We start from the raw sequence: 24,403 nt of genomic DNA on the forward strand, positions 1-24,403 counted from the left end.
CGGCTATGATTTACCAATCAATAATGACAAAATCCCCGCAGCAATCAGCGGCCCCACAGGAACACCTTTAAACAGGGCAACACCCAATACCGTCCCCACCAGCAAACCAGCGACTGTCGATGGCTGATTAGACATCAATGAAACCCCCCGGCTACCCAACCATGACACTAATACACCTATCACTATCGCGAGTAACGATTTCCAATTCATAAACGAGTTGAGGACAGCTTGTACCGTAATTTTTCCACTGGCGATAGGCGCCATGACTCCCACAGTCAAAATAAGTACACCAATAGTCAGCCCATATTTTTCCACCCACGGGAAAAAATGATTCAGTGGCGTTATACGGATAACCAGCAAGAGCAGCATTGCAAGCGTGACGGTCATGTTGTGGCTGATGATGCCCAGTGCGGCCAACACTAGCAGCACCAGTAAAGTAGGATCGAGATGGCTCATAGATTTGATTTCAATACCCTACAACAGCCTAATCCTATTTAGGCTAGGGTAATTTTTCCTTATGTTACAGAAATGACGGGTATTTTCGTATCAATTCAAACAATTAACAAGCTAACGTCGCACCACCATCGACCACAATATCCTGTAGCGTTATATGGCTTGCCAAATCAGAAGACAAGAAAAGTACGGTGTGTGAAATTTCATTAACATTTGCAATCTTTCCGAGGGGAATACCTAATTTATATTGCTCAGGATACCCGTTAATCATATTTTTTTCATCATCATCAGTTTTCCACATGGAACGCTGCATAGGTGTATCTGTCGAACCAGGGGATACAACATTACAACGTACACCAAACGGCGCGAGTTCCAACCCAACACAATGCGTTAAACTTGTCAGTGCTGATTTTGATGCACAATAAGCCGCCATTTGCATACGTGGAACATGTGCCGCATTAGAGCTGACGCTGATAATAGTGCCACTGCGCTGACGTTTAAAATGGGGAATCACTGTACGAAATAGATAAAAAGCCCCAGAAGCATTAACATTAATACAACGATGCCAGTCACTAATATTTAGCTCATCAATATTTCCCAATTGCAATATACCGGCAGCATTAACCAGAATATCTAATTTGGCTGAGATAGACAGTTGTTGGGAACAAATCATTTCGACCTTTTCTGGATCACTGATATCGAGTTGTATACATTTATAAGGCAAATTATCTTGCTCAAATACGCGATCGAAACCTATTACGTCAGCGCCAAGCGCGGTAAAATCACGGGCAATTTGTTCACCAATGCCACGTGCCGCCCCAGTTACCCAGACGGTTTTATGGTTAAAATCCATTTGTAAATTCTGTTTATTTCTCATTTTATTTCTTCTTTGATAGCGATTTATTACGCATTTTTTATAAATTCTATTTATCGAAATTTACTGATGAAATTATTTCCTCAGTACTCACAACCATTCCTGATTTTTCGGCAACATATTTTAAAGCCATGAGGTGATCTTCAAGCGTAAAATCAGCTATCGCATCACCCACTAAAAAAGGCTTGATATCTCTCATAAATGCATCAACCGCAGTAATCATGCAACCAATATGTCCATACACACCACAAATAATTAATTGATTCCGACCTAAGTCTTTTATATTTTTTTCTAACGAAGAGCGTTGAAATGCACTATAACGCCACTTAACTATTACAATATCATCATTATTAGGGGCTAACGCACGGCTAATATTCTGTAAATGGGGTGATCTATTCAAGCCAGCCCCCCATATATCATTAAGTAATGCACGCTCTTCATCACTTTGTACTTTAGGTTGTGCTGTATATATAATGGGAATCTCTTTTTCTTTACAAAACATTCTCAACAAATGGATATTTTCAATTAATTTATTGATTAGAGAGCTATTATCACCGAAAAACTGCAAGAAATAATCCTGCATATCATGAATAAGTAAAATTGCCCTATGGGGTTCGAATAACCAAGATGCTTTATTGCTTGGAAAATCTTTTGGCTGAGGTAGTGTATAATTTTTCAATGATGGAATGGTCATTTTAATACCTTCATGTCATTAATTAGCTTTCTAATTTGTCTCGAATGATTTTTCTTAATAATAATTTATCAATCTTTCCGACTGGTGTAACAGGCATAACATCAATAATCTCGAAACGATCAGGCAATTTATATTCAGCAATCCCCATACCTCTTAAATATTTCCTCAGTTGCAACGTGTTTATATTCGGATCAGCCACTACAATAAAAGCACAACTTTTTTCTCCCATCAGAGGATCAGGCATCGAAACCAAAGCGCTATGGATAACACCTTCATGTTTGAGTAACAAAGATTCAATTTCTTCCGAAGCAATTTTTTCACCACCGCGATTAATTTGATCTTTCTCTCGTCCGACAATACACACATAACCCTCTTTCGTCATATAGGCTAAATCACCGGAATAATAAAAACCTTCTTTATCGAACACCTTCGCATTGTGCTCTGGACTTTTATAATATCCCCGGAATGTATATGGCCCACGAATGATTAACATACCCGCCGAACCTGGCGCTTGGATATTGCCTTGATCATCAACGATACGTATCTCATCATCTTCACTCATTGGGCGCCCCTGAGTGGTAAATATACGTTCATCATCGTCATTAAGCCGGGTATAACATACCAACCCTTCGGCCATACCAAAAATCTGTTGCAACTTACATGAAAAAAATTTCGGTATCACTCGCGCCACACTTTCACTTAACTTTGCTCCACCGACTTGTAATAGCCGAAGACTTTCTAGTGAATATTCGTATTTCCTCATCGTCTGAATCCATAACGCAACAGCCGATGGCACCAGTGAGGTCATTGTTACTTTATGTTCACGTATGAGTGGAAAGCAGGTCGTAGGTCCAGGATCTGTTGCTAATATGACACAACCACCAGCATAAAATACGCCAAGCGCCCCCGGAGAACTCAATGGATAATTATGTTGCGCCGGCAAAGCACAAAGATAACGGGTCTGTTGTGTCAACTCACAAATTTCAACACTGCGTCTCACACTATAATAGTAATCGTCATGCGTCCTTGGAATTAATTTAGGTGTCCCTGTACTCCCGCCTGAAAGTTGAAAAAAAGCGACTTCATCTGAACGTGTCGCCTCAAAATTCAAAGGTAAATTTATTGGCTCTAACCACGGCTTTAATTCATTGGTATATAATTCATTAGTATATTGTATTTTGCCACCATCAACGACGATATTCCTTAACCGTGGACAATGTGTTTTTAATTGCTCCAGGAAATCATTATTCTGTAAAAGTGAATGCTCTGACGAAAATACAATTAGACTTGGATCAATTTGTTGCGCATAAGCAAGTAACTCTAATTTATTATGGCTAAATAATGCATTAATAGGTACTACCCCCATTTTCAGTAGCGCAAAAAATGTAATATAAAATTCAGCTATATTTGGCAATTGTACGATAGCAGTATCACCTCTCTTTATTCCCACTGACGTTAAATTTTTAGCTAATGCAGATGATTGTTGATCAAGTTGATGATAACTAAATTTACGGTCACCACAGATAATAGCTATTGCTTCAGGTTGTCTCTGACATTGTTTATAAAGTATGTCAGTCAAGGGTTTACCAAGCCAATACCCCTTTTCACGATAACGTTCTGCTAATTCAACCGGCCAGGGTGTAAATTCAATAGACATGATTTTATTCCTTACAATAATATTCAATACCTTGAAAAATCGTCGATTACTGTTTATACCTATTTACTTTATCCTCAACCAGAAATATTTCTAACCCTATTTTGTGAGCTGCTTCTAAATAAATTCATTTCGTAACAAATCATACTTCGTGCAAGCACTCAAAATACAAATTTAATTACCTAATATATTGCAAAATAAAATCATATTGCTAATAGTTAGTAACGTATAACCTTTAATCCAACAGGGGTAAATTATGTCATGCTTTCCTCCTGGATATTGGGAACAATATCCGAACACTGCCACCGTGATCACAACATATACTTGCAATGCTGCTTGCAAAGAATGTTGTTTTGAATGTAACCCCTCGGTAAAAGCGCGTTTAAGCCTGGATGAAATTAAACAATTTATTGCACACTCAAAAGCTAATTTTCCAGGGCTAAAGTTAGTTGTTTTCAGTGGTGGGGAGTGTTTCCTGCTAGGTAAAGATCTGATTGAAGCCATTCGCTTTGCCTCAGATCACGGCTTATTAACTCGTTGCGTGACTAACGGTTATTGGGGAAAAAATAGAGAAAAGGCGCAAAAAATCGCCCAAGACTTAATAGATGCTGGCATCACAGAGATGAACATCAGTACAGGGAAAGATCACAGTGAATGGATTCCCCTTGACAGCGTAGTGACCGCGGCAGAAGCATTGGCCGAACAAAATATTACAACACTGATTACAGTAGAACAGGATACCTTTGATTCCGCCATTGCAACGCAAATCACCCAGAATCCTGTTATTAAGCGACTGAAAGAAAAAAACAAAATTAACTTACAGCGAAATACCTGGATGCCGTTCTATGACACCAGCGAAGAACGAAAAGATGTTCCAAACCGGGATCAGCAACTGGCAAAAGGGTGCGATCAGGTCTTTGAAAATATTGTACTGACACCACACGGTGAAATTTCCGCTTGCTGTGGGCTGACATTAGAGCATATCCCCGAAATGAAACTTGGCCGTTTGCAAGGAGGCGATGTATCTCAGCTTTTTAAAGGTCAGGAAGAAGACTTTATGAAAGTATGGTTAAGAACTGAGGGGCCGTACAAGATCCTAAAAAAATATCGCCCACAGAATAGCAGCATTGATCTGGAAAAAATCGTTCATCCTTGCCAAGCTTGTGCTTATTTGCATAAAGACGAAAGGACACGCCGGAATCTGTTAGATAATTATCACAAAGAAATTATTCCGGTAATAAAGAAATTTAACGCTAAAGAACGGCTGGATCTCATCTACTACTCAGCAGAAAAAAATGCCATTAATTTAACTGAGGAATGAAAAATATATACCCTATGGATTTCAAGATAGATCGCGACGGCAAGGGAGTGAATCCCCGGGAACATAGATAACTATGTGACCGAGGTGAGCGAGTGCAGCCAACAAAGAGGCAACTTGAAAGATAACGGGTATAACAGGATCGAGTTGGAGCTTTAATGTTACTACTAACGAATATTGCGAAAACACTCCTTTTCCGGCTAGCAAATTTTTATTGAATGTAGTGGTAATCAAGGAAAGGAAATACTTTATTCTTCTTTAGGAATATTTTTACTTGTTATTTTGTGATCGGACTCTAAATAAGGACATTTTGTCGCAAGATATATTTAGTCTAAACGCTCAAAATATAAATTTAATCAACTAATCTATTGCAAAATGTCACCATCCAGCTAATAGTTAGTACCGTCTAACCTTTAATCGAACGGAGGGTAAATTATTCTATGTTTTCCCATTGAGTATTAGATGCTATACCCAAATACTGTTATGGTAATCACAATATATACTTACAATTAATATCGCAGGCAAGAAATATCAGTTAGATAATTATTTCATGAAATTATCTCAGTAATGAAGAAGCTTAATAAGGAAAGGTTACATATTATCTTATATATACCGTATGGATTTCAAGATGCATCGCGGCGGCAAGGGAGCGAATCCCCGGGAGCATAGATAACTATGTGACCGGGGTGAGTGAGTGCAGCCAACAAAGAGGCAACTTGAAAGATGACGGGTATAACGCTCAATAAAAAAAGAATTCCGTTAACTTATAAAGGAACGAATTATGAAAAGACGTACATTTATTGGCGTGGCTGCCGGTGCAGCTATTGGCAGTGTCATACCCACCGTCAACGCTAGCACTGATAGCAACCGCCTGTTTGGCGTGCCACGTTCATTACTCTCTCCGGGGGAGGTTGAAGAAAATAAGCTAAGGCTGTCAATGTCAAACGCCAAACTCCCGGTTGAAGTTTGGGAAGAGATCATCACCTATAACCGATTCTGGGAAACCCTACAGCAACAGCCCAATTTAGCATTAGAATACCGGGAATCACCGGAAAAAGTGCTGGCTGAATTTGGCATGGACAAAGATATCGTTAGCCCCGGTTCCGCAGAGGAATTACTGCTATTCATCACTTATGACAAAGACTTAATGAATGCGGTAAAAACCAACGACTATGAAGCGCTCTTTTCCCACTTAAAAACCTATGGTTTAAACGAAAGGGGCTCAAGTCTGAGAAGCCGAATCAATCACCATCTCAATCAAGATGCCAGTCTTGTCGCGCATTTTAAAGAACACATCGAATCCTATCAGCTCCAAGATACAGACACTCCTCCTCTTATCCGGCTGAAGGAAATTCTGGAACCCTTAAACCGTGAAGATGATACCAGTATTGAGATTGCTCGCCTTGTGGTAGGGGCAAATGTCGTTGCGGCGGTTAACGTAGCTGTTGGCACCCGAGTTGTCGCAGCGGTGAACGCGGCGGCGGCAGTTAACGTAGCAGCTTACTTGAGCCTGGCGGTACAAGTAGCGGTTACTGTATGTATGGCAAATTATTTACCCAAAATTGATCATAGCGATCTTTCAACCGGCACGGCTTCTCTTCATCTTGCCAGACTCTATAACAACCAAGAAATGGTGGATACACTGGTCAAAGAAGCTGTCAGAAGGGAAATCACCGCTTGTCTGTTTGCGGCGCAAAAATGTGGTTATATCAATCTGCCCGCAACCCGCGAAGAACGCAAAGAAGTGATTCATCTCTTTACCGAATTATCTTTAGGAATGGCAGCAGCATGAATAATATCGTGGGATTAAATCCAGACTTCAAAGTCATATTAATGAATGTCGCTATGCTCGTCCTGATCGCTTTAGTTTTTCTGCCTGTACCATACTGGCTCAGTAACAGCAATCCCAATAAGCTGGCGGCAAGTATTGCGACAACGCTCTTTGTCATCATTACCTTATTTATAGGCTATCAACTGTTATCAAATAAAGCCGTGGTCAAGGAAGGAAAATTATTGATGAAGTCCGGGGTATATTCACACGAATGGGTTATTTCCTCATTACACCAGGAAGAAGGCGTTTCCTTGGAAGATTTTAGTCGAAGTAATGGTATACATATTATCCATTATTCGTCTGGATACTACCACAAGGGACAAAACAAATATTTTATTCTACGTGTAAGTAAACGCCCTCTGATCTGCTTTAGCTCAGAAGGTAATATTGGGTTATGCATAGATGAATCTATTTTTGAAAAAATAAAGGGCGAGTTACAAGGTAAAATATAGCGTGGAGCCGTAAAATAATGGAATATAGTGACAATTATTGGCCGTTGAATTATACACAGCTCCGTTTAGCTATTGCTAACACTGTTGCTGACGATAAGTCTGTCTTCAATGTCGGTGAATTCGTCAGTTTCAGTGATAATATTAGTTTGGCAAGATTGAAGCTGGCCATTATAACCATTCATCACTTCAATGATGGTTTTTCCTTACGTTACCGTATTGCTGAACACAATATTTTTCAGGAGAAGGGATCTACACTGGTCGAAGTGATACCAATAAAACTGTCAGAGCCAATAGTAGAACCAGCGGCAAAAGCGGATTTTGCAAAGAGAACAACTCAACCGCTAGCGCCTGAAAAGGGTGTGACGATAAGGCATTATCTTTACTTTAATGATGTTGGGTGCTATTTCTGGGGAATCATCGCTCACCATATTGCCACAGATTATTGGGGCATAGGTCAGTTGATTCATGATGTTTTGTCTTGCTATGAACAACAAACATTCCACCCAACATCAGCGCCTATTTTTACCTATCAGGCTTACCTTGACGAAGTTAAATATAAAGCAAACGTGCATTATGCCAACAACAAAGAGTATTGGAATAATTACCTCAACCAACTGCCCAAATTAGAGGATTATGCCCGTAAACGCCTATTTCCCTCAAAAGCAATTAAAGTAAGCCGGCCGCTCACCGCAAATAACGGTGGTTTTACCTTTAATGATAAATTAATGATGATACTGGCTCTATGTCTGCAAATGACCAAACGAGGTTGCTTATCAACAAGTATCATCAATTTACCCTTCTCTAACCGACATGATAAAGGAGAGTACCGCTATTATCGCCCGGCAATGAACACCTTGCCTCTGATGGTTTCTTTGGCCCCGCAGGCAACAATAAAACAGATCCTCGTAGCAATGCAGTTGCAAATTAGTCTGCATAGCAAACATAGCCGTATTGATATAAATGATTTAAATGATGAAGCAATCAGTCGAGCAGATCAATTTACTGCCGCTCCCTATGTTAATCTGCTACATGAGCTTGAACATGATCTTATGAAAGATAATCGCGCCATTCGCGGTTGTATGACTTCCGGCGCAGTCAATAATTATGGTATTAACATCCGGTTTTCTCCTGATGGGAAATCAGCATTAGTTGAATTGGATGTGGGAAGCCGCCTGTATAGTCATTTTGCCGCCCATACTCTGATCGACGATTATTTACGTATTTATAGTACGATTGCAGAAAATATTAATGAAACGGTTGAGACATATTGGGGGAAATATAAAGAAATTGAACCAACGGATAATATTATATCTAGCCTAGATAACCCAGAAAATATTGTCGTTAATCACCCTATCAAAGAGAATATTATTGGTCGAATAGCACAAATATTTGCAGTGTCACCGGACAAAAAATCAGTCATTTATGGGGATCAAGCAGAAATAAACGCCGTGCATTGCCTTAATTACCGTGAACTTTACCGCAAATTATCCACTTTCAGTCAATTGTTATTATCCTGCCCACTACAAAACCGAAGGGTAGCCGTATTATTGCCCAGAGGGGTGGATTCCTTATTATCCATATTATCAATCCATACTGCGGGATTATGTTTTGTCCCAATCAATATGACATTTGGGCAAGAAGAGATAAATAATATATTAAGTAGCCTGAATATTTCTTTATTAATCACTGCTCGTCATTACCATGAAAAAGTAAACGGTGTTAATAATACACACATTCTCTTTATCGAAGATATAGAAACTCGCCCTTCCGAGATATTTCTGGGGCATGATATAAAACGTCCCACAACTCAAGAAGACGAAGCCTATATCTTTTTCACATCAGGCACCACAGGTGTACCGAAAGCAGTACCGATAACGTTTAAGGGGCTTTATGCCTATTTGGCGGCAATGACAGAGCAGTATGATATTAAACAAGATGACGTTATTCTCAATTTCAGCACACCCGTCTTCGATGCTTATATTGAAGAGGTGTTCGGATGTTTTTATCAAGGCGCCACATTAGCCATTGCCAATGATAATATGATCGTTGAACTGGAGACACTATTTTCATTCTGCCATGCACAATCGGTCACTATAGTTAATTTTCCTACCAATTATTGGCATCAAATTGTCTTTTTCCTACATTCAGCCATTAAAGAACTCGCACCTTCGATTAGAATGACAATTATCGGTGGCGATCTAGCAATGGATAAAGCCATTCATCATTGGTTGGAAAAAGTAGGATGCGGTATCTCCTTGATTAACTCTTATGGCCCAACAGAATGTTGCGTTGTGGCTAGCAGTCACAAAATAGATGATAAATTTCAACCCGGTAATATCATTGGTAAAGCGCTAGCAAATACCACTATCGTTATTCGGGAATATGGAACTAATAAGATCATTAATGGCAGTAGTGGAGAAATATGCATCCGTGGCGATTCTATCTGTACCGGATATATTAACGATAATCAGTCAACTTCACGTAAATTCTTACAGTTGAACGATGGAGAAATCTATTATTTAACCGGAGACCGTGGATTTTACGATGCCCAAGGTAATTTAAATTTCATTGGCCGTCTGGATAAAGAGCATAAAATTGACGGGAAACGTGTCGATCTGGATGAAATGCAAAAATTACTTACAGCGGCGATTAATATTGATGACATTCATTTAACGATAAAAGAAAATGAAACGGGGTACCAATATATTAATATATTTATACCTGATAGATCATGCTCAATCACACGTCACGAAATCGTCTCATTTTTGCGTGGATGTTATCCAAAATTGCAGGTACCTTTTATTGTCGAATTATCATCACCCAACAATTCTGTTACAATATCAGAGTTGAATAAAGAAGATAATATTTCGCAGATTAAAGGCGAAAAACGAGAAATATTTTTTACTTTATGGCGGGAAGTTTTTGGCGATAGCGATGGCATTGTTGATGAAGAGACTAATTTCTTTGACGCAGGTGGTACTTCGCTTAAGGCATTATTATTAATTAACAAGATCCAGCAACGTTTTAATTGTTCTATTCACCTGGAAGATTTCTATCACGCCCCTAGATTAGGTTATCTATTACAATCTGTCATTCAACAAGGGCAAATACCGGTTTTAATCGATAAAAATAACACTTGCCTGACAGAACAACACGACCAGTATTATTGGATCATCGATACTATCTCTAATCGTTCCGGCGCTCATAATATCCCACTATATTATCATCTGACCGGCGAGATTGATTTAAAGAAATTACGTTACGCTTTGCTGTATATCATGCAATATTTCCCTGCCCTCTGCCAAAGAGTCACCATAATAGATGGGCAACTCTCTTTAACCCTTTCACCTGTTATTGAAGAGAATCTGCCTTTCGAATATATCGATTTAACTCATGCTACCGGCATCAATATTGAGATTTCATTCCGCAAGATCTTAAATGATATGGCATTTAAACCGATGGCGTTACAGGATAATCCACCGGTATATTTTAAGTTATTAAAAATAGCAGAACATAAGCACTACCTTTTATTAAATTTTCATCATGCATTCTGTGACGGGATGTCGATTGCTCATGTGTTGCAAAAATTATCTTCCGCTTACGCAGATAATGTACCAAAAATTGAAGCCGCGACAGAAACAAGCATTAATCTCATTAATCAGCGCATGTCAGACGAAACATTAAATTTTTGGACAGAAAAATTGTTCAACGTCCTTTCGGTTGCCGGACAAGATAATGATTCATCGGAAGCTCATCTTAGGGTCCGAGGCCGACGTTATTCAATGCCGTTGTCTCCACAATTAATTGCCGCACTATCCAGCACGCAGAAAAAATATGCGGTGACTCTGGAACATATTGTGATTGGCGCATTTCTGATGACCATTAACTCATTACTCAATAAAGATGAGATTATCATAGGTATTCCTTGTGCCAACCGCGCTCCTCCCATACCGTTTGACAGTGTTGGTAGCTTCGCAACCACTCTACTGCTGCCCTACGTTACTGCGGAAACTTCGCTGATTAACGTATCCAGGTATGTCCGCGATTTTCTGGCAGACGCGAATACTCATTCCAATGTCTCACTGGCCTATTTGAAACAACATCTCCATCACCACCACGGTATGCAATTGCCGGAAGTCACTTATTATTTCTCTTCTCAAATAGGGTTTGAAACCGGTTTATATCTTGGTGAAACCCGTTGCACCAAAGAAAAAATCAAGGGACTCAAGCCTAAAGGAGATATCGCGCTCGAACTGATCAATTTGCCAACTGGGATAGGTCTGGAATGGCTCTACGATGATGATATTTTCTCTGAAGATATCATCAGCGACATGGGGCTGTTTTTGATTGATTTATTGGATTGCATAGGCACTCAGCATGACCTGATGCCTGGCAATATGGAACGATAACAAATAGTAAAATGGATGCTGATTGTGCTGGTCAAAAAAAAGAAATGGGTTGTTATCACCATCATCATGATCGCTTTTCTTGCCGTGGCTTATAACAACTTTAGCCAAAAAGAGACATCTACGGTGATGACAGAACAAATCATCACCGGAACGTTAGGTGATGTTATTACTACGGTAAATGCTGCCGGTGTTGTACAACCAACCAGTCAGGTCAATGTTGGTAGCCAAATCTCAGGCCAGTTAACCAAGTTATATGTTGAAGTCGGGGATAGCGTTGAAGCAGGTAAGCTGGTCGCTAGCATTGATGATACTTTTTATCGTACTAAAGTTGAGGCAAGCCGAGCGCGATTAGAAAAATTGCGAGCCATGTTGCAGGAGGAACAATATGCTTATCAGCTTCTGGTCATCACGGAAAAGCGCCAAAGAGAGCTTAACCTGCACTCCGCAACCAGCCAGCAGCTACTGGATGAGGCTGCTTTTGGCGTCAAAAAAAGCCAGGCCAGAATTGAAAGCCTCCAAGCAGACATCAGGCAAAATGAACATATTTTGCATAGTGAAGAAGTCAGCCTCAGTTATACCCAAATCTATTCGCCGATTGCTGGCGTAGTGACTGCAATTCATGTTGACCCCGGGCAAACGCTAAATGTCAATCAACAGACACCGGTTCTCATGCAAATTGCCGACCTCAAAAATATGACTGTTTATGCAAAAGTTTCCGAAGCAGATATTAACCAAATCGTGACGGGGCAAAAAGCTTCCTTCAAGATCTATAGTACAAATCAGCATATATGGCACGGTAATGTTAAGAAGATTATGTATAAGCCCGATCTCATTAATAATGCCGTTTATTATACCGTGCTATTTGATGTCCCTAATGATAATTTCCTGCTCAAACCCAGTATGAGTGCGGATGTCACTATTGTGACCCACGAAAGCACCGGCGTAGTGACCATACCCAGTGACATACTGAATAATAAACGGCATCAACCTTTGAACGATGATCTAACTACCTATTTTTTACGTGAAATGAAAGATGGAAACATCGTAGTAAGAAAATTATTGATCGGTCATAACAATGGAAGACGTTCAGTCGTTGTCAGCGGATTGCAGAATAACGAGCAGATCATTGTACTTTCCAAACAAGATAATCTTGGAGGTAGTAACAATGATAACGCTAAATAATATCTGCAAAACCTACGGCAATGAGAGTAAACAGCATCTTGTCCTGAAAGATATTTGCTTAACCATAGACCAGAATGATTATGTTGCTATTCTTGGTCGCTCCGGTTCAGGGAAAAGTACCTTATTGAATATAATAGGGCTTTTGGATATCGCCAGTGCGGGAGAATATCTTATTAACGATCTCACGGTAACTCAGCAAAAGATTCATTCATTGGCGCTTTTACGGCGAAAATATTTTGGCTTTGTCTTTCAAAATTATAACCTGCTGGAAAACTACCGTATTGATGAAAATATCTTGATGCCCATGTACTACTTAAAAAGAAACTTCAATTATGACAGAGAACATTTCCGTTACTTAATCGATCGTCTCCAGCTCGACAATTTATTAGATAAATACCCGCGCCATCTATCAGGGGGAGAACAGCAACGCGTTGCTGTCGCTCGCGCTTTGATCAACAATCCAAAGTTTATTATTGCTGATGAACCTACCGGCGCGTTAGATACCACTAATGCGACCAACCTCATGCAGCTTTTTACTGAATTACATCATAATGGATGCGGCATCATTCTAGTAACACATGACCAAGTTGTTGCTGAATATGCCAAACGCCGGCTATATCTGGACAGTGGTTGTTTGGTGGCTCAATGAGCATGAGTAAAATAACCTTAAGATTTAATGCTTATTTAACCGTTATCCTGTTCAACCTCAAAATGGCGGTACGCTCTCTTACCGCTCATAAAACACGAGTCTTCTTAACTCTATTATGCATTGCCATCGGGGTAGCTTCGATTGTGATCATGCAAGCAATTGGTACAGAAACCAAACATCATATTGTTAAGATGGTTTCTTCAATGGGAAGTAATATCATTTCAGTAAAATACAAGGGACAAAAAAACGGCGCTTTCGATTCCCATAATAATTATCTGACGCAAGAGGATATAACGTCACTTTCAGGTAACCCCCATATTAGCCACAGCACTCTATTTTATACTGCGCCAGGAACAATAGTTTCGCCACAAGGCTCTGCTGATGCTCAATTGATTGGCGCTAATGCAAATATCGCGATTATCCGTAATCTGGTGATTGATCGTGGACGTTTTTACACACCACAAGACGATGCTGCCTTGGCAAATGTCGTGGTTTTGGGAGCATCTCTGGCCGAGCGACTCTTTCCACAAAAAGAAACCGCATTTGAGCAGAGCATCAAGATCAACGATATCTCAATGCAAGTTATCGGTATCCTGACACAGAAAGGCGAAGGCATGGATGCAGGCGTCGATGATGCCGCATTTTTGCCAGGCAACAGCTATTTGGTACGGCTGTTCGGCCATACACCTCCTGGCGGTATGGTGTTGAAAGCCAAAGATGCCTCTCATATTGAGCCGGTTAAATACGCTCTTGAACAACGGTTGTCACGGTTTAAACATCAACAAAGCTATGAGGTACGTAATACCACCGAGTTGTTGAAAACGTTGCATGAGACCCAGTCAAAAATTAACCTTTTCCTATTGTCAATATCATCAGTGACCCTCTTCGTTGCAGGTGTCAGTGTCATGAATACCATTCTCATCAGTGTCAGAGAACGTAGAAGAGAGATTGGTATACGACTTGCCGTAGGGGCAAGTTATTCCGATATTTTTTATCAATTTCTTACCGAAGCATTTTTAATTTCACTATTGGGAACACTATTAGGATTGTTATTCTCATTTATCGGTTTCAGAATTTTATTACTATTTGATATTACGGTTGGTTTCTCTTTCTACTCCTTTTTACTCGCTTCCCTCGCAGCCTGCTTTATTACCGTAGTATTTGGTGTATATCCATCACATCGCGCAGCCGCATCAGCGCCAATCGAAGGTATCAGAGAATTGTAACTTGTTTTGTTTCATAAAACTTTTTGGAGACACAATGAAAAATCAGCTTATCTATGAAATTTTACATCGAGAAATCAGAGCGCTTCACCCGGAAGCAAAAATAATACCGGAGGATGAAAATCTTTTTGATATCGGTTTCGATTCGATAAAAATGCTGATGCTGGTTGATCAGCTAAAATGTGCGGGGTATCCAGTCAACTTTGCAGATTTAGCGCGATGGCCGACAATTAACGATTGGGTCAAACTGCTGGCAAAAGATAAATAGCGCTTTCATTATTTCATGATGAATGGTGGATGATCCACGCAGACAGATCCGCAATTACCTGCTCCGGTATCTGACCTGGTTGCAAATAATCCTCTCCACCATCACATCCTGTTGTAGGCAATAAAATATGATTCAATCCAGTGTAGAGTTTGAACTCTGCCTGCCTATTATTTTGCAGTGCAGTTTTCCACATCGTGAAATCAACATTATGCAAAATCTGGAAATCCTGATCTCCCTGGGCAAAAAATAACGGCATTGCAGGCAAGCTGTTTAAGCAGTCAAATGCATGATAATTCTCAATCTGTTTGAGATAACTATCCGGCACTGACAAAAAGCGCTCAAGAGATACTGTATCTTGCTCTTTCCCACTGGGTAATTGGGATAAAATCACCCGGAGTAAATTACGGAAAGGCGCCGCCAACATCGCAATACCCGTAACATTTAAACCCGATTTTTGCTGTAAGTTCTTTGCAATTAATGGGCTGACATATCCGCCGAAACTGTGCCCAACCAGAAATACTGGCACATCGTGAAATTCAACATGTCCCATCAAACCAGTCAGAATATTACAAGCATCATCAACAATTTCCGTATTGAGATCGACAACCTCAGGGTTCATATTTCTCTGCCGGATACGGTAATAACGTTTGTCAAAACGTACACTCGCAATTCCATATTGACTTAATTCATGTGCCAACATACGAAACAGTGGATTAGGCCCAACATCATAATCCATCGAATGCGGACCAGAACCCGCAAGCAATAGTACAAGTGCTTTGGCATCATTATATGGTGATGGCAAACATACCAAACCATCCGGGACATCTCTAAGACCAAACGTCTTTAACGTTTTTTCGATAAAAATACCCTGTTTTGCATACGCATCAGGTATTGGGCATCGAGATAACGTGAGAGAATCAATTTGCCGATCTTTAATCCCAATATAAAGATTGAACTTTCCATTGAGAGTATTTAGCCGTAAATGACAAGCACCTTGCTGCTGATAAATAATATCGATATCTGAGTTACACAAACTGTCTGCCAATACAGTTAAAGCTAAATCATCAGCAGCCATACGCAATGATTCATTCATTAATTCCCTGGCTGCTTCCCATTGCTCATTAAGCAATGTGGTTATTAATATCTGTATTTCACCTTCCAATGTGACAATTAAATTCTTAATAAGCATGTAATTACTCAAATCTGACCATATTTACTTAAAATTCATTTAGCTCTGCTTCATACTAGTACTATCTTAGATTAATAATCGCGATAATAACTATCTAGCTCAGGAGGAACAAATTCCAACTTCAGGGTATTAACTATCTTCTCCTGATTTTCAGCAGAAATAACCAAATTCTTCATGCACCTATCAAAATAAGCTTGATTATTATTCAGCATTTGAATGGCAGAATCGTAAGCTTTATCAACCGTAATACCATATGCAGAGCGCGCTTTATTCCAAGCTTCAACGGGGATACATCCCCATTCGGACTGCATCATGCTGAGATCGATGAGATCTTTACTCTGCGAAGCTTTATCAAGGCCACGATCAGCGTTAGCCAGGAGTTTAGCTGCCAATAGATCTACTTTACCTAGCGTTGGCACACCAAGAATACGGGAGCCAAACGAGAGATCCAGTCGGGATTCACTAACAAATTCAAGCCTAATAGGAACACCATCAACATTGATGCGTCCTCTAACACCATATTGATCTTTTTTAATCTCTCCAATGGTGGGCATAGGTGATGTAAAAAGTGGGGAAAAATCTGTCCCATAAAGGGCTGAACGAAGCTTACTGTAACCTTCACGTGAAGAACACAAAAAATCAATATCGACCGATTCCCTATATTCAGAAAGCATCATAACTATTGCAGTACCCCCTGCAAAATAGCAATTTGCGCCATCAAGAAATCCATGTGATAAAGAACTTAATACTTTCGCAATACGATTATGATGCTCAAGACGAAAATTAGACATTCAAAAAACCATGCCCCTGTTCATGGATGAGTCGTTCAATCAACTGACGCTCTTGAGGTTCAAGCTTATCTTCTTCGACATATTTCCAATTGCGTTCGTAAAACGCAAGCGCATCACGATCAGTTAGCTCCGTATCCTCAGCCAGATACCAGGCACAATTTTTCATTTGTGGATAATCAGCAATTTTCACCATAACAACCTCTCTTTTCATATTTACAATATAGCAGAGTGAACTGCCAACTCAACCATATTGCAAATGCCCACATGTTCATCGCAGTAGCAACCACGAAGTAGTCATGCAGATCTGATTCAAGTTTCATAGTAAAAACAGCCTGTTTACCCATAATCCCTCCTCGTTTGATATAAAAAAGTATATACCATTTCATTATTGAAACCCACTCCTACCAACTTAGCCAGGAGTGGATATCAAGTAGATTATGCTAACTCTCTCCGCTGTTGAACGGTAACAATATGGTCCGCCTTAGCGAGAAGATCAGCATTCTGTGAAACAACAATCCATAAACCTGGCCAGCGCTTAGGTAAAACAGTCCATAAACGACGGGCTGTATCCGTATCTAATGACGAATCGCAGTTATCAACAATATAAACGTCAGCGGGACGACATAGCATCCTGGCCAATGCCAAACGTTGACGCTGGCCGCCAGATAATTGACCGGCACTGCCAGAATTAATGACGGTATCAAGTCCCTCTGGCAATTCATATGAGCCGGGCGTTAAACCTACCGCCTCCAACGCCTGTACCATGACATCATCATCAATATCCTTATCACCCAACGCGAGGTTTTGTCTGACGGTGCCACCAAAAAAACCCGCTTTCTGTCTGGCATATCCGATACGTGGATTCCGCCACCAATTTTCATTTCCCAGAACCTCTCGGTTATTCCACAGTACACTGCCAGAACTGGATTTTTCCAGACCAATCAGATAACGCAAAAAGGTGGTTTTACCCGAACCTATATCACCAACAATGCCAATAACCTGATTAGCTGTTGCTTCAAACGAAACAGGGGGTTGGTTTTTTGAATATGTCAGATGATTAACGCTCAGTTTATGCAGAATTTCACCTTGCTCATATTCTTTGGTCTCTTTTTTATCTACTTTATTTGCCAGAAACTGTCTGATTCGTCCATAACACACATCAGCATTTTTATAATAGGCAACCGACCGACCAAAGAAGAGTATCTGTTCACTGATCCAACCGATATAGGTTAAAAATAGTGCCAGATTCCCTACAGTAAAACTGCCATCAACGATCCGTTTACTGACTATCAGTAAAACAGCCGACGTTCCAAGTATGACAATATTTTTGAACAGCCCAGAAAGAAGGTCAGTAAATACCTGATGTTTGGCTTGAATCGCCCGTCGATTGACAAATTTCCGTGATAGATTCTCAATCTGCCCCTCCATTTTGTTGCCAAGGCGCAGGTCGCGTATCCCCGTTAAGACGTCCGTAATCTTGCCAGCAATATCCCCTTGCGATTGACGTTTACTCTTCTGTAAATTCCCTACCTTGCGTTTAAGTATCGCCCCGACCCAAAGGCCCACAATCATAGGCATAAGAGCAAGTGTGGTTATTATGTCAGTGTTGATAAGCACAACTAATGCGATAATTAAAAGTAATGCGCGGTAAATAAAATCAGAGGTCCAACTCAGAAATTCCGCAATTTCATCACTATCATCACGAATACGGTTCAGAATATCGCCTTGAGAAAAAGTCTGTCTCTGATTACGGGAACAATGGCTCACTCCCCACAAAACCCGCTCTTTCAGGTAAGCACTGACTTTGAAGATTAACGTAAAGTCAAAGGTTAATCCCAGGAACAAAAACAGCGATCGCAAGACCATTGTGGCAATCGCAGAGGCAAGCAACCACCAGACGACAGGGTTAGTTGGCTCATTCATCGCTCTATCAAGTAATTTGCTGATTTGGTAACCAATCAACAGAGGAAAACCATGCATCAGTGTCCACACAAACATGGTAACGAAATAGAGAGGAGCAAACTTTTTTATCAGTTCAGTCAAGGCCGGTAACATTTTAAGTTTAGTTGATACATTGGATATAGTCATACCATGAGCCCATGATTACTCGTTAACATTGCGATTTCTGTTTCAGGGATTCGTTGTTGAATCCGCCCATCATCGATAATGATAATTTCATCAACAACCGAAAGCGTGTGAAGGCGATGTGCAACCATCACGACAGTGCAATTGTGGCTTAACTTTTCAAGCAATTTCAGCCAACTCTTTTCCGTTCGGGGATCAAGTTGAGAAGTTCCTTCATCAATAATCACTAACGAGCAATGCTGTAGCATCACTCTGGCACCCGCTATCATTTGAATTTCTCCTGCTGATAGCATCAGACCATTAGTACCAACCTGTGTATCAAGGCCATCAGGTAATGCCCTAACCCATTCAAGCGCATCTAATTCCTGGAGAACCTCCCAAATTTGATCGTCAGATATTTCATTACTGAAAAGCGTTAAATTTTCCCGTAGCGTTGCAGAAAACAGATGAGTACGTTGACTAAGAACAGCAATCTTTTTTGCAAATTCTTCCGGTTTAATCGTTGAGACATCGACATTGCCAATTGTCACTCTTCCTGAATCAGGTCGCGCAAATCCACACATCAAATTAAGAATGGTACTTTTTCCCGCTCCCGTTCTACCAACGATGCCAATTTTACTCCCCGGAGCGACGTAAAAATTAACACCATGCAAAACCTGCGTTTCTTCTCCGTTATAACTGAAATCAACATTATCGAAATGGATAGAGAGAGGACCATCAGGCAATAAATTATCTAATGATTTATCAGGGGTACCTTCACTTAACATTTTTGCCGAAAGTGACAACGCAGCAAATAATTTCTGTATCAGCTCTATTTCTGATGACATATCCTCCACCGGCTCCCGAAGTTTATCAACGTAGAGATAAACCATCGTTAATGTACCGATGCTTAAGCTATTTTCACCAAGTAATTGAAGCCCAAAACCAAAACCTATACCGAAACAGAGTGCAAAGAAGAGCTGAGTAATTGGCCAAAAAACCCTGCCACCAATATAAGCGCTGCGTTCAAATTTAAGCAACATTGACAGCTTCCTACGAAACGCAACGGCAGGCCAATGTGCCTGCGACAATGGCTGTAAATCATCCATTGCATGTAATGAATCACCGACAAAACCAAAAATCCGGGCTTTTTCATTTCGCGCAATTAGCCAACGACGGACAGAAAGTCTGGTTAACTGAATCAGCACATACGCCACCAGTATGACGACAACCCCTATGGCAATACCCGCCTGAGGCATAACGCTGAATATAATGACCAATGTCCCTAATGTCAGCGCTAAATTAGCAATGGCCTTAAAACCTGCTTTAGAAATCGTTTTTCCTATAATATCAGCATTACCTTCGATATTTTCCAGCAACTCGCCCTGTGATCGTCGTTCTATTTCCAATACAGGTAAAACCGTCATCACATGGTGAAAGAGCTTATATCTAATGATATCAGCAATGCCCCAACCGGCCTTAGTGTTCATGTAACTGGTTACCAGACTACCGATAACACCAATCGACGCAATAAAAACATAAATGATGGCCAACATGATGAGTTGATCAACAGTCGTTCCTGATGTCGCCTTATCAACATAATTCCTGATAATATAAGGACCGCTTAGATCGCACGATAATGTAACGGCTAAGGCCAAAAACGCACATACAACTGTCCCCTTAAATGGTATGGCACTCTGTAGCAATATCCGCCATACAGTTAAATTCTTTGACATCACGCTTTTCATCTTTAGGTTATGGCACCTCATTAAAATTAGCGATGTTATTTGCAACATCTGTATATGCAGCCAACATCAAGGTTATTAATAACAGATCAATCACAACAGCAAGATCTGGTTCACATTCAGCAAAATGCAATTATCGCAAAATACCCGCATTTATCACGATCTGATTGAAATGTTTATAAACGCTATCACAAGAAAATAGCCGAAAAATAAACTTGATACCTTATTCTACGATGTCAATACCTTTATACCCGTTATCTTTCAAGTTGCCTCTTTGTTGGCTGCACTCGCTCACCCCGGTCACATAGTTACCTATGCTCCCGGGGATTCACTCCCTTGCCGTCGCGATGCATCTTGAAATCTATAGGGTATATCAGGTCATTTAATAACCTAATTGTCAGATACATTCTCAATATGAATAATGAACAATAAATAACTTATTCCAAACGATAAATCATAAATAGAGTGAAAAATAGCAATAATTCCAATGAATTATAATGATTTTTACAAATATATAGCGACTATATAAATGAATTCCTATTCAATATTAACGTACCTTAAATTGCCCGTAATTTAAACAATTCATTACTACAACGCAGGGGGCTATTCTATATCAAATTAATTCATATTAACTACTCATATTGTCAGATAATATTTGATCATAAAAGGCCAGCGAAAAAATCACAACCAGAATCACTGGTACCAATAAAAGGGCCTTTCGGCCCAAGTAATCGTTTGCGCAATTAGTCCAAAAGAACACCGATACGGTGCGCGACTTCCTCATACGCTTCAATCAGGCCACCAAGGCTTTGACGGAAGCGATCTTTATCCATTTTGTTCAACGTCTCTTTGTCCCACAAACGGCTACCATCAGGAGAGAATTCATCCCCTAGAACTATCTGCCCTTTGAACAAACCAAATTCCAGTTTAAAGTCAACCAAAATCAAACCCGCATCATCAAACAATTTGCTCAATACTTCATTGGCCTTGTAGCTTAACTTTTTCATTTCAGCCAGATGCTCTTTGCTAACCCAGCCAAAAGTTTCACAATAGGACTCATTCACCATTGGATCGTGCTTAGCATCATTTTTCAGAAACAGATCGAACAGAGGTGGATTCAATACCAGACCTTCCTCAACACCAAGGCGTCTGACCAACGAACCCGCAGCCCGATTACGCACAACACATTCAACCGGCACCATATCCAGCTTTTTAACTAATACCTCAGTGTCCGATAACAGTCGTTCCATTTGCGTCGGAATCCCTGCTTCTGCCAATTTGCTCATAATGAAATGGTTGAATTTATTATTCACCATCCCCTTACGATCAAACTGTTCAATACGCTCGCCATCCAATGCTGATGTATCATTACGGAACTCCAACACTAACAAATCAGGATCATCCGTGGTGTACACCGTTTTTGCCTTTCCACGATACAACTCAGCTTTTTTTTGCATCTTATATACTCCAGAGATATTACTACTGTATAAATACCATAAATAAATAATAAAACAGATTGTCGATAAAATCCTGCCCAAGGGGCTGATTTTTTCTATAGTTATCTGAACAGTCTAAAAAACAGCCAAACATCATGCTAAAAAACTTCCTCTCTTCCCTAATCAGTCTCAAGGCAAGCTGATAACCGTCAAAAAACTTATCCCAAAAGTCCATCCGTAAATAAAGCTAATAAAAAAATTAATCAATTCTGCATTTCTAAATTTCTAAGCAGTTACAAAGCCAAAATATTGTGAATACCTTAGCAGTATGGTAACCAACGGTAGTAAGCGATATTAACTTGAATTTCCTGAGTCTCAGGGAGAAATTACATGAAGGGGACACTTAACACAGCGCCAGGTCAATAAGCTGGCCTGCATACGCAGGCCTATTTTCACTTGATCCCGTGCAAAACATTTTCTGTCTGGAGAGAAAGGGGCGAAAATTGACCCGCTCTCAGTTCTGTCAGTGCATAGAGGAGACGTCCCATCCTACCATTACCATCAGTGAAACCGTGAAAACCGACGACAGCAGCAAAGAGCTGTTTCCCAATCTGGGGATCTTCCTTATCCAATGTCTCTAAATGATGTGCCAGCATTGCTGCACCGCCTACACTGGAAGGAAGGCTCCCACCGCTAATTGCTGGACCACGATAATCACGCTCTATGTTTGGAACCAGTCTATGATGAAGCTCCTTAAGAACTTGGCTATCAGTGAGATCTTTTCCATTATGGGTATACTCCTTGAGTAGCGCGGTGAAGTTACTCCATTCGTTCCCCTTTGAACTGGATGCCTTAAGGATCCAGGCGGCAGCGCGGTCAACATTATCAGTTAGCTTATTTGGGTTATAAGACTCTTCAGGAAGAATTTCTGCATAAATGCCCTGATTAAGATCTTGGCCTCTTATTACTTCTTGATGATGTTGAGCTGCCAGCAAGTGCTTCTCTTCCATCATCAAAACTGGCTCAAGACTGGCAACAGCATTAGCAGCCGAAGGTTGCTTACGCAATTGTTCAAGACTGACAAACTCCTGCTTAGGGGCAACCAATTTGTTGGTCAATTGAGCTGTTGCCTGATGTCCCATCAGATCCTGTAATTTTTTACCGGTTTCTGTATTTTGTAGCGACTCTGACATAGTACGCTGTAGCAAAAGCGTATGTTCAGCCAACATGTCTTCTGTCATTTTATGTGTATCTACTGTTCTTAATTTCTCTAGTACTTGTTCTAGTGTCCGTAAACTGCCATCCTTAAACAACATACGAGCATGGCTAACCGAATCAGTGCTCTGTAGACGCTGCTGTTGCGCCCCTTCGGTAGAAAAGAGGGTTTTAGTCACCTCTTTAGCCACTGAGGCACTACTGCCATGCAAGAAAAATTTACTTACCCCCTCAAAGAAACGGGCAAGTTGATTGCTTTTTGGATGCGTACGCAAAACCTGTTGCAGGTCTGCATTAATATGGTATTCATGGCCAGCAATTTGCAATTTACCTTCGTTACGAACCTGCTCTTGTATTTGTGATGAGGCATGTTGTAATGCGGTAAGATTTTTAAATTCGATCATAAATTATTCTCCTGTCATAAGACGACGGCAAGGTATTTTTCTGTGATAGTGACGATGGAAATGTATTTGCCCAAGTAATAAATTCAGACAATTCATGTTCCAACTTATTGGCCGTTAGATGTAGCAAGGGTAATATTCTATACGCAACGACCCCAAGCTCTTGATGCCAACCAACGCTAGGTAACTGATTATTTAATGGATTAAGTGCTATATTGAGCAAATAACGAAGAGTGTCAGCATCGGCTGAATCTGGAAGTACCATATCTATCTGGCCAATAATGACTAAATATTCTTCCTGGCGACGCAAAATAACAGGCATAGCGTTATCGATGAGTAAGAAGCAATTTCCCTCTTCATCAAAAGAGAGTCCATTCATACCCAATTTGGCTGCCAGTTCGGTCATTAATATATTAGTGAGATAATCATTCATAGTGGAGAAAGGAAACCCAATCATTTTGATGATAGGATTTTAAGCTTTCAGCAATATGATGGCTGTCAGATCTAGTCTATCTTTTGTATATTGGCAACCAATATTAAGCAGTTATAGATATA

19 protein-coding genes and 1 pseudogene are annotated in these 24,403 nt (G+C 40.3%); 8 read left to right on the top strand and 12 right to left on the bottom strand.

Annotated features, from left to right (window positions below; all coding sequences use genetic code 11):
* Window positions 1–3: 3 nt before the first annotated feature.
* The 4 genes and pseudogenes from AACQ83_RS10935 to AACQ83_RS10950 all read right to left on the bottom strand — a co-directional run bounded on the left by AACQ83_RS10935 (window position 4) and on the right by AACQ83_RS10950 (window position 3,678).
* Window positions 4–456, bottom strand: a complete 453-nt coding sequence (locus AACQ83_RS10935) for a DUF441 domain-containing protein (protein WP_011146947.1) — start codon at window positions 454–456, stop codon at window positions 4–6.
* A 103-nt stretch (window positions 457–559) separates the two neighbouring features.
* Entirely contained in the window at window positions 560–1,330 is a 771-nt protein-coding gene (gene dhbA, locus AACQ83_RS10940) for a 2,3-dihydro-2,3-dihydroxybenzoate dehydrogenase (RefSeq protein WP_112877667.1), read from the bottom strand.
* 70 nt (window positions 1,331–1,400) lie between these two features.
* Window positions 1,401–2,021 (bottom strand): annotated as a pseudogene (locus tag AACQ83_RS10945) (isochorismatase family protein); the annotation flags it as partial.
* 22 nt (window positions 2,022–2,043) lie between these two features.
* Complete coding sequence (locus AACQ83_RS10950; protein ID WP_112877671.1) at window positions 2,044–3,678, bottom strand: (2,3-dihydroxybenzoyl)adenylate synthase; 1,635 nt, start codon at window positions 3,676–3,678, stop codon at window positions 2,044–2,046.
* A gap of 253 nt (window positions 3,679–3,931) precedes the next feature.
* Here AACQ83_RS10950 and AACQ83_RS10955 point away from each other — a divergent pair, with 253 nt between their 5' ends.
* The 8 genes from AACQ83_RS10955 to AACQ83_RS10990 all read left to right on the top strand — a co-directional run bounded on the left by AACQ83_RS10955 (window position 3,932) and on the right by AACQ83_RS10990 (window position 15,007).
* Window positions 3,932–4,996, top strand: a complete 1,065-nt coding sequence (locus AACQ83_RS10955; protein WP_112877673.1) for a radical SAM protein — start codon at window positions 3,932–3,934, stop codon at window positions 4,994–4,996.
* A 778-nt stretch (window positions 4,997–5,774) separates the two neighbouring features.
* Complete coding sequence (locus AACQ83_RS10960) at window positions 5,775–6,785, top strand: hypothetical protein (protein ID WP_112877675.1); 1,011 nt, start codon at window positions 5,775–5,777, stop codon at window positions 6,783–6,785.
* Entirely contained in the window at window positions 6,782–7,276 is a 495-nt protein-coding gene (locus tag AACQ83_RS10965; protein WP_112877677.1) for a hypothetical protein, read from the top strand. Before AACQ83_RS10960 ends, AACQ83_RS10965 begins: the two co-directional genes overlap by 4 nt.
* 17 nt (window positions 7,277–7,293) lie before the next feature.
* Entirely contained in the window at window positions 7,294–11,685 is a 4,392-nt protein-coding gene (locus AACQ83_RS10970; protein ID WP_112877679.1) for a condensation domain-containing protein, read from the top strand.
* A 15-nt stretch (window positions 11,686–11,700) separates the two neighbouring features.
* Window positions 11,701–12,867: an efflux RND transporter periplasmic adaptor subunit gene (locus tag AACQ83_RS10975; protein ID WP_240000773.1), complete on the top strand. Its 1,167-nt coding sequence runs from the start codon at window positions 11,701–11,703 to the stop codon at window positions 12,865–12,867.
* Complete coding sequence (locus AACQ83_RS10980) at window positions 12,851–13,516, top strand: ABC transporter ATP-binding protein (RefSeq protein ID WP_112877681.1); 666 nt, start codon at window positions 12,851–12,853, stop codon at window positions 13,514–13,516. Before AACQ83_RS10975 ends, AACQ83_RS10980 begins: the two co-directional genes overlap by 17 nt.
* A gap of 2 nt (window positions 13,517–13,518) precedes the next feature.
* Window positions 13,519–14,742 (top strand): ABC transporter permease, encoded by a 1,224-nt coding sequence (locus tag AACQ83_RS10985; RefSeq protein ID WP_112877764.1) that lies wholly within the window; start codon window positions 13,519–13,521, stop codon window positions 14,740–14,742.
* A 34-nt stretch (window positions 14,743–14,776) separates the two neighbouring features.
* Entirely contained in the window at window positions 14,777–15,007 is a 231-nt protein-coding gene (locus AACQ83_RS10990; RefSeq protein ID WP_112877683.1) for a phosphopantetheine-binding protein, read from the top strand.
* 13 nt (window positions 15,008–15,020) lie between these two features.
* Here the strand turns inward: AACQ83_RS10990 and AACQ83_RS10995 are convergent, their stop codons facing one another.
* The 8 genes from AACQ83_RS10995 to AACQ83_RS11030 form a co-directional block, all read right to left on the bottom strand.
* Window positions 15,021–16,196: an alpha/beta hydrolase gene (locus tag AACQ83_RS10995; RefSeq protein WP_112877685.1), complete on the bottom strand. Its 1,176-nt coding sequence runs from the start codon at window positions 16,194–16,196 to the stop codon at window positions 15,021–15,023.
* A 71-nt stretch (window positions 16,197–16,267) separates the two neighbouring features.
* Entirely contained in the window at window positions 16,268–16,987 is a 720-nt protein-coding gene (locus AACQ83_RS11000; RefSeq protein ID WP_112877686.1) for a nucleotidyl transferase AbiEii/AbiGii toxin family protein, read from the bottom strand.
* Window positions 16,980–17,180 carry a hypothetical protein gene (locus AACQ83_RS11005; protein ID WP_036849600.1) on the bottom strand — a complete coding sequence of 67 codons (201 nt, stop codon included), beginning with the start codon at window positions 17,178–17,180 and terminating at the stop codon, window positions 16,980–16,982. The genes AACQ83_RS11000 and AACQ83_RS11005 overlap by 8 nt, the downstream gene beginning before the upstream one ends.
* A 242-nt stretch (window positions 17,181–17,422) precedes the next feature.
* Window positions 17,423–19,075 carry an ATP-binding cassette domain-containing protein gene (locus tag AACQ83_RS11010; RefSeq protein WP_112877690.1) on the bottom strand — a complete coding sequence of 551 codons (1,653 nt, stop codon included), beginning with the start codon at window positions 19,073–19,075 and terminating at the stop codon, window positions 17,423–17,425.
* On the bottom strand, window positions 19,072–20,787 hold the full coding sequence (locus AACQ83_RS11015) for an ABC transporter ATP-binding protein (RefSeq protein ID WP_240000774.1): 1,716 nt from the start codon (window positions 20,785–20,787) through the stop codon (window positions 19,072–19,074). Before AACQ83_RS11015 ends, AACQ83_RS11010 begins: the two co-directional genes overlap by 4 nt.
* Before the next feature lie 752 nt (window positions 20,788–21,539).
* On the bottom strand, window positions 21,540–22,253 hold the full coding sequence (purC, locus tag AACQ83_RS11020; protein ID WP_112877692.1) for a phosphoribosylaminoimidazolesuccinocarboxamide synthase: 714 nt from the start codon (window positions 22,251–22,253) through the stop codon (window positions 21,540–21,542).
* A gap of 431 nt (window positions 22,254–22,684) precedes the next feature.
* On the bottom strand, window positions 22,685–23,851 hold the full coding sequence (locus AACQ83_RS11025) for a VopS family T3SS effector adenosine monophosphate-protein transferase (RefSeq protein WP_112877694.1): 1,167 nt from the start codon (window positions 23,849–23,851) through the stop codon (window positions 22,685–22,687).
* The gene (locus AACQ83_RS11030; RefSeq protein ID WP_158537769.1) at window positions 23,838–24,281 is read right to left on the bottom strand and encodes a type III secretion system chaperone; all 444 of its coding nucleotides are present in this window, start codon (window positions 24,279–24,281) and stop codon (window positions 23,838–23,840) included. The genes AACQ83_RS11025 and AACQ83_RS11030 overlap by 14 nt, the downstream gene beginning before the upstream one ends.
* Window positions 24,282–24,403 lie beyond the last annotated feature (122 nt).

Origin of the sequence: Photorhabdus sp. S10-54, from assembly GCF_963878145.1 — a bacterium.
Taxonomy (GTDB): domain Bacteria; phylum Pseudomonadota; class Gammaproteobacteria; order Enterobacterales; family Enterobacteriaceae; genus Photorhabdus; species Photorhabdus kayaii.

Excerpts from the sequence above, each read along its gene's own strand:
- AACQ83_RS10965 (WP_112877677.1), top strand. The coding sequence starts at position 6,782 with ATGAATAATATCGTGGGATTAAATCCAGACTTCAAAGTCATATTAATG.
- dhbA (WP_112877667.1), bottom strand. The coding sequence starts at position 1,330 with ATGAGAAATAAACAGAATTTACAAATGGATTTTAACCATAAAACCGTC.
- AACQ83_RS11015 (WP_240000774.1), bottom strand. The coding sequence starts at position 20,787 with ATGTCAAAGAATTTAACTGTATGGCGGATATTGCTACAGAGTGCCATA.
- AACQ83_RS10980 (WP_112877681.1), top strand. The coding sequence starts at position 12,851 with ATGATAACGCTAAATAATATCTGCAAAACCTACGGCAATGAGAGTAAA.
- AACQ83_RS10935 (WP_011146947.1), bottom strand. The coding sequence starts at position 456 with ATGAGCCATCTCGATCCTACTTTACTGGTGCTGCTAGTGTTGGCCGCA.
- AACQ83_RS10970 (WP_112877679.1), top strand. The coding sequence starts at position 7,294 with ATGGAATATAGTGACAATTATTGGCCGTTGAATTATACACAGCTCCGT.
- AACQ83_RS11005 (WP_036849600.1), bottom strand. The coding sequence starts at position 17,180 with ATGGTGAAAATTGCTGATTATCCACAAATGAAAAATTGTGCCTGGTAT.
- AACQ83_RS10960 (WP_112877675.1), top strand. The coding sequence starts at position 5,775 with ATGAAAAGACGTACATTTATTGGCGTGGCTGCCGGTGCAGCTATTGGC.
- purC (WP_112877692.1), bottom strand. The coding sequence starts at position 22,253 with ATGCAAAAAAAAGCTGAGTTGTATCGTGGAAAGGCAAAAACGGTGTAC.
- AACQ83_RS11010 (WP_112877690.1), bottom strand. The coding sequence starts at position 19,075 with ATGACTATATCCAATGTATCAACTAAACTTAAAATGTTACCGGCCTTG.
- AACQ83_RS10950 (WP_112877671.1), bottom strand. The coding sequence starts at position 3,678 with ATGTCTATTGAATTTACACCCTGGCCGGTTGAATTAGCAGAACGTTAT.
- AACQ83_RS10955 (WP_112877673.1), top strand. The coding sequence starts at position 3,932 with ATGTCATGCTTTCCTCCTGGATATTGGGAACAATATCCGAACACTGCC.
- AACQ83_RS10995 (WP_112877685.1), bottom strand. The coding sequence starts at position 16,196 with ATGCTTATTAAGAATTTAATTGTCACATTGGAAGGTGAAATACAGATA.
- AACQ83_RS10975 (WP_240000773.1), top strand. The coding sequence starts at position 11,701 with ATGCTGATTGTGCTGGTCAAAAAAAAGAAATGGGTTGTTATCACCATC.
- AACQ83_RS11030 (WP_158537769.1), bottom strand. The coding sequence starts at position 24,281 with ATGAATGATTATCTCACTAATATATTAATGACCGAACTGGCAGCCAAA.
- AACQ83_RS11025 (WP_112877694.1), bottom strand. The coding sequence starts at position 23,851 with ATGATCGAATTTAAAAATCTTACCGCATTACAACATGCCTCATCACAA.
- AACQ83_RS10985 (WP_112877764.1), top strand. The coding sequence starts at position 13,519 with ATGAGTAAAATAACCTTAAGATTTAATGCTTATTTAACCGTTATCCTG.
- AACQ83_RS11000 (WP_112877686.1), bottom strand. The coding sequence starts at position 16,987 with ATGTCTAATTTTCGTCTTGAGCATCATAATCGTATTGCGAAAGTATTA.
- AACQ83_RS10990 (WP_112877683.1), top strand. The coding sequence starts at position 14,777 with ATGAAAAATCAGCTTATCTATGAAATTTTACATCGAGAAATCAGAGCG.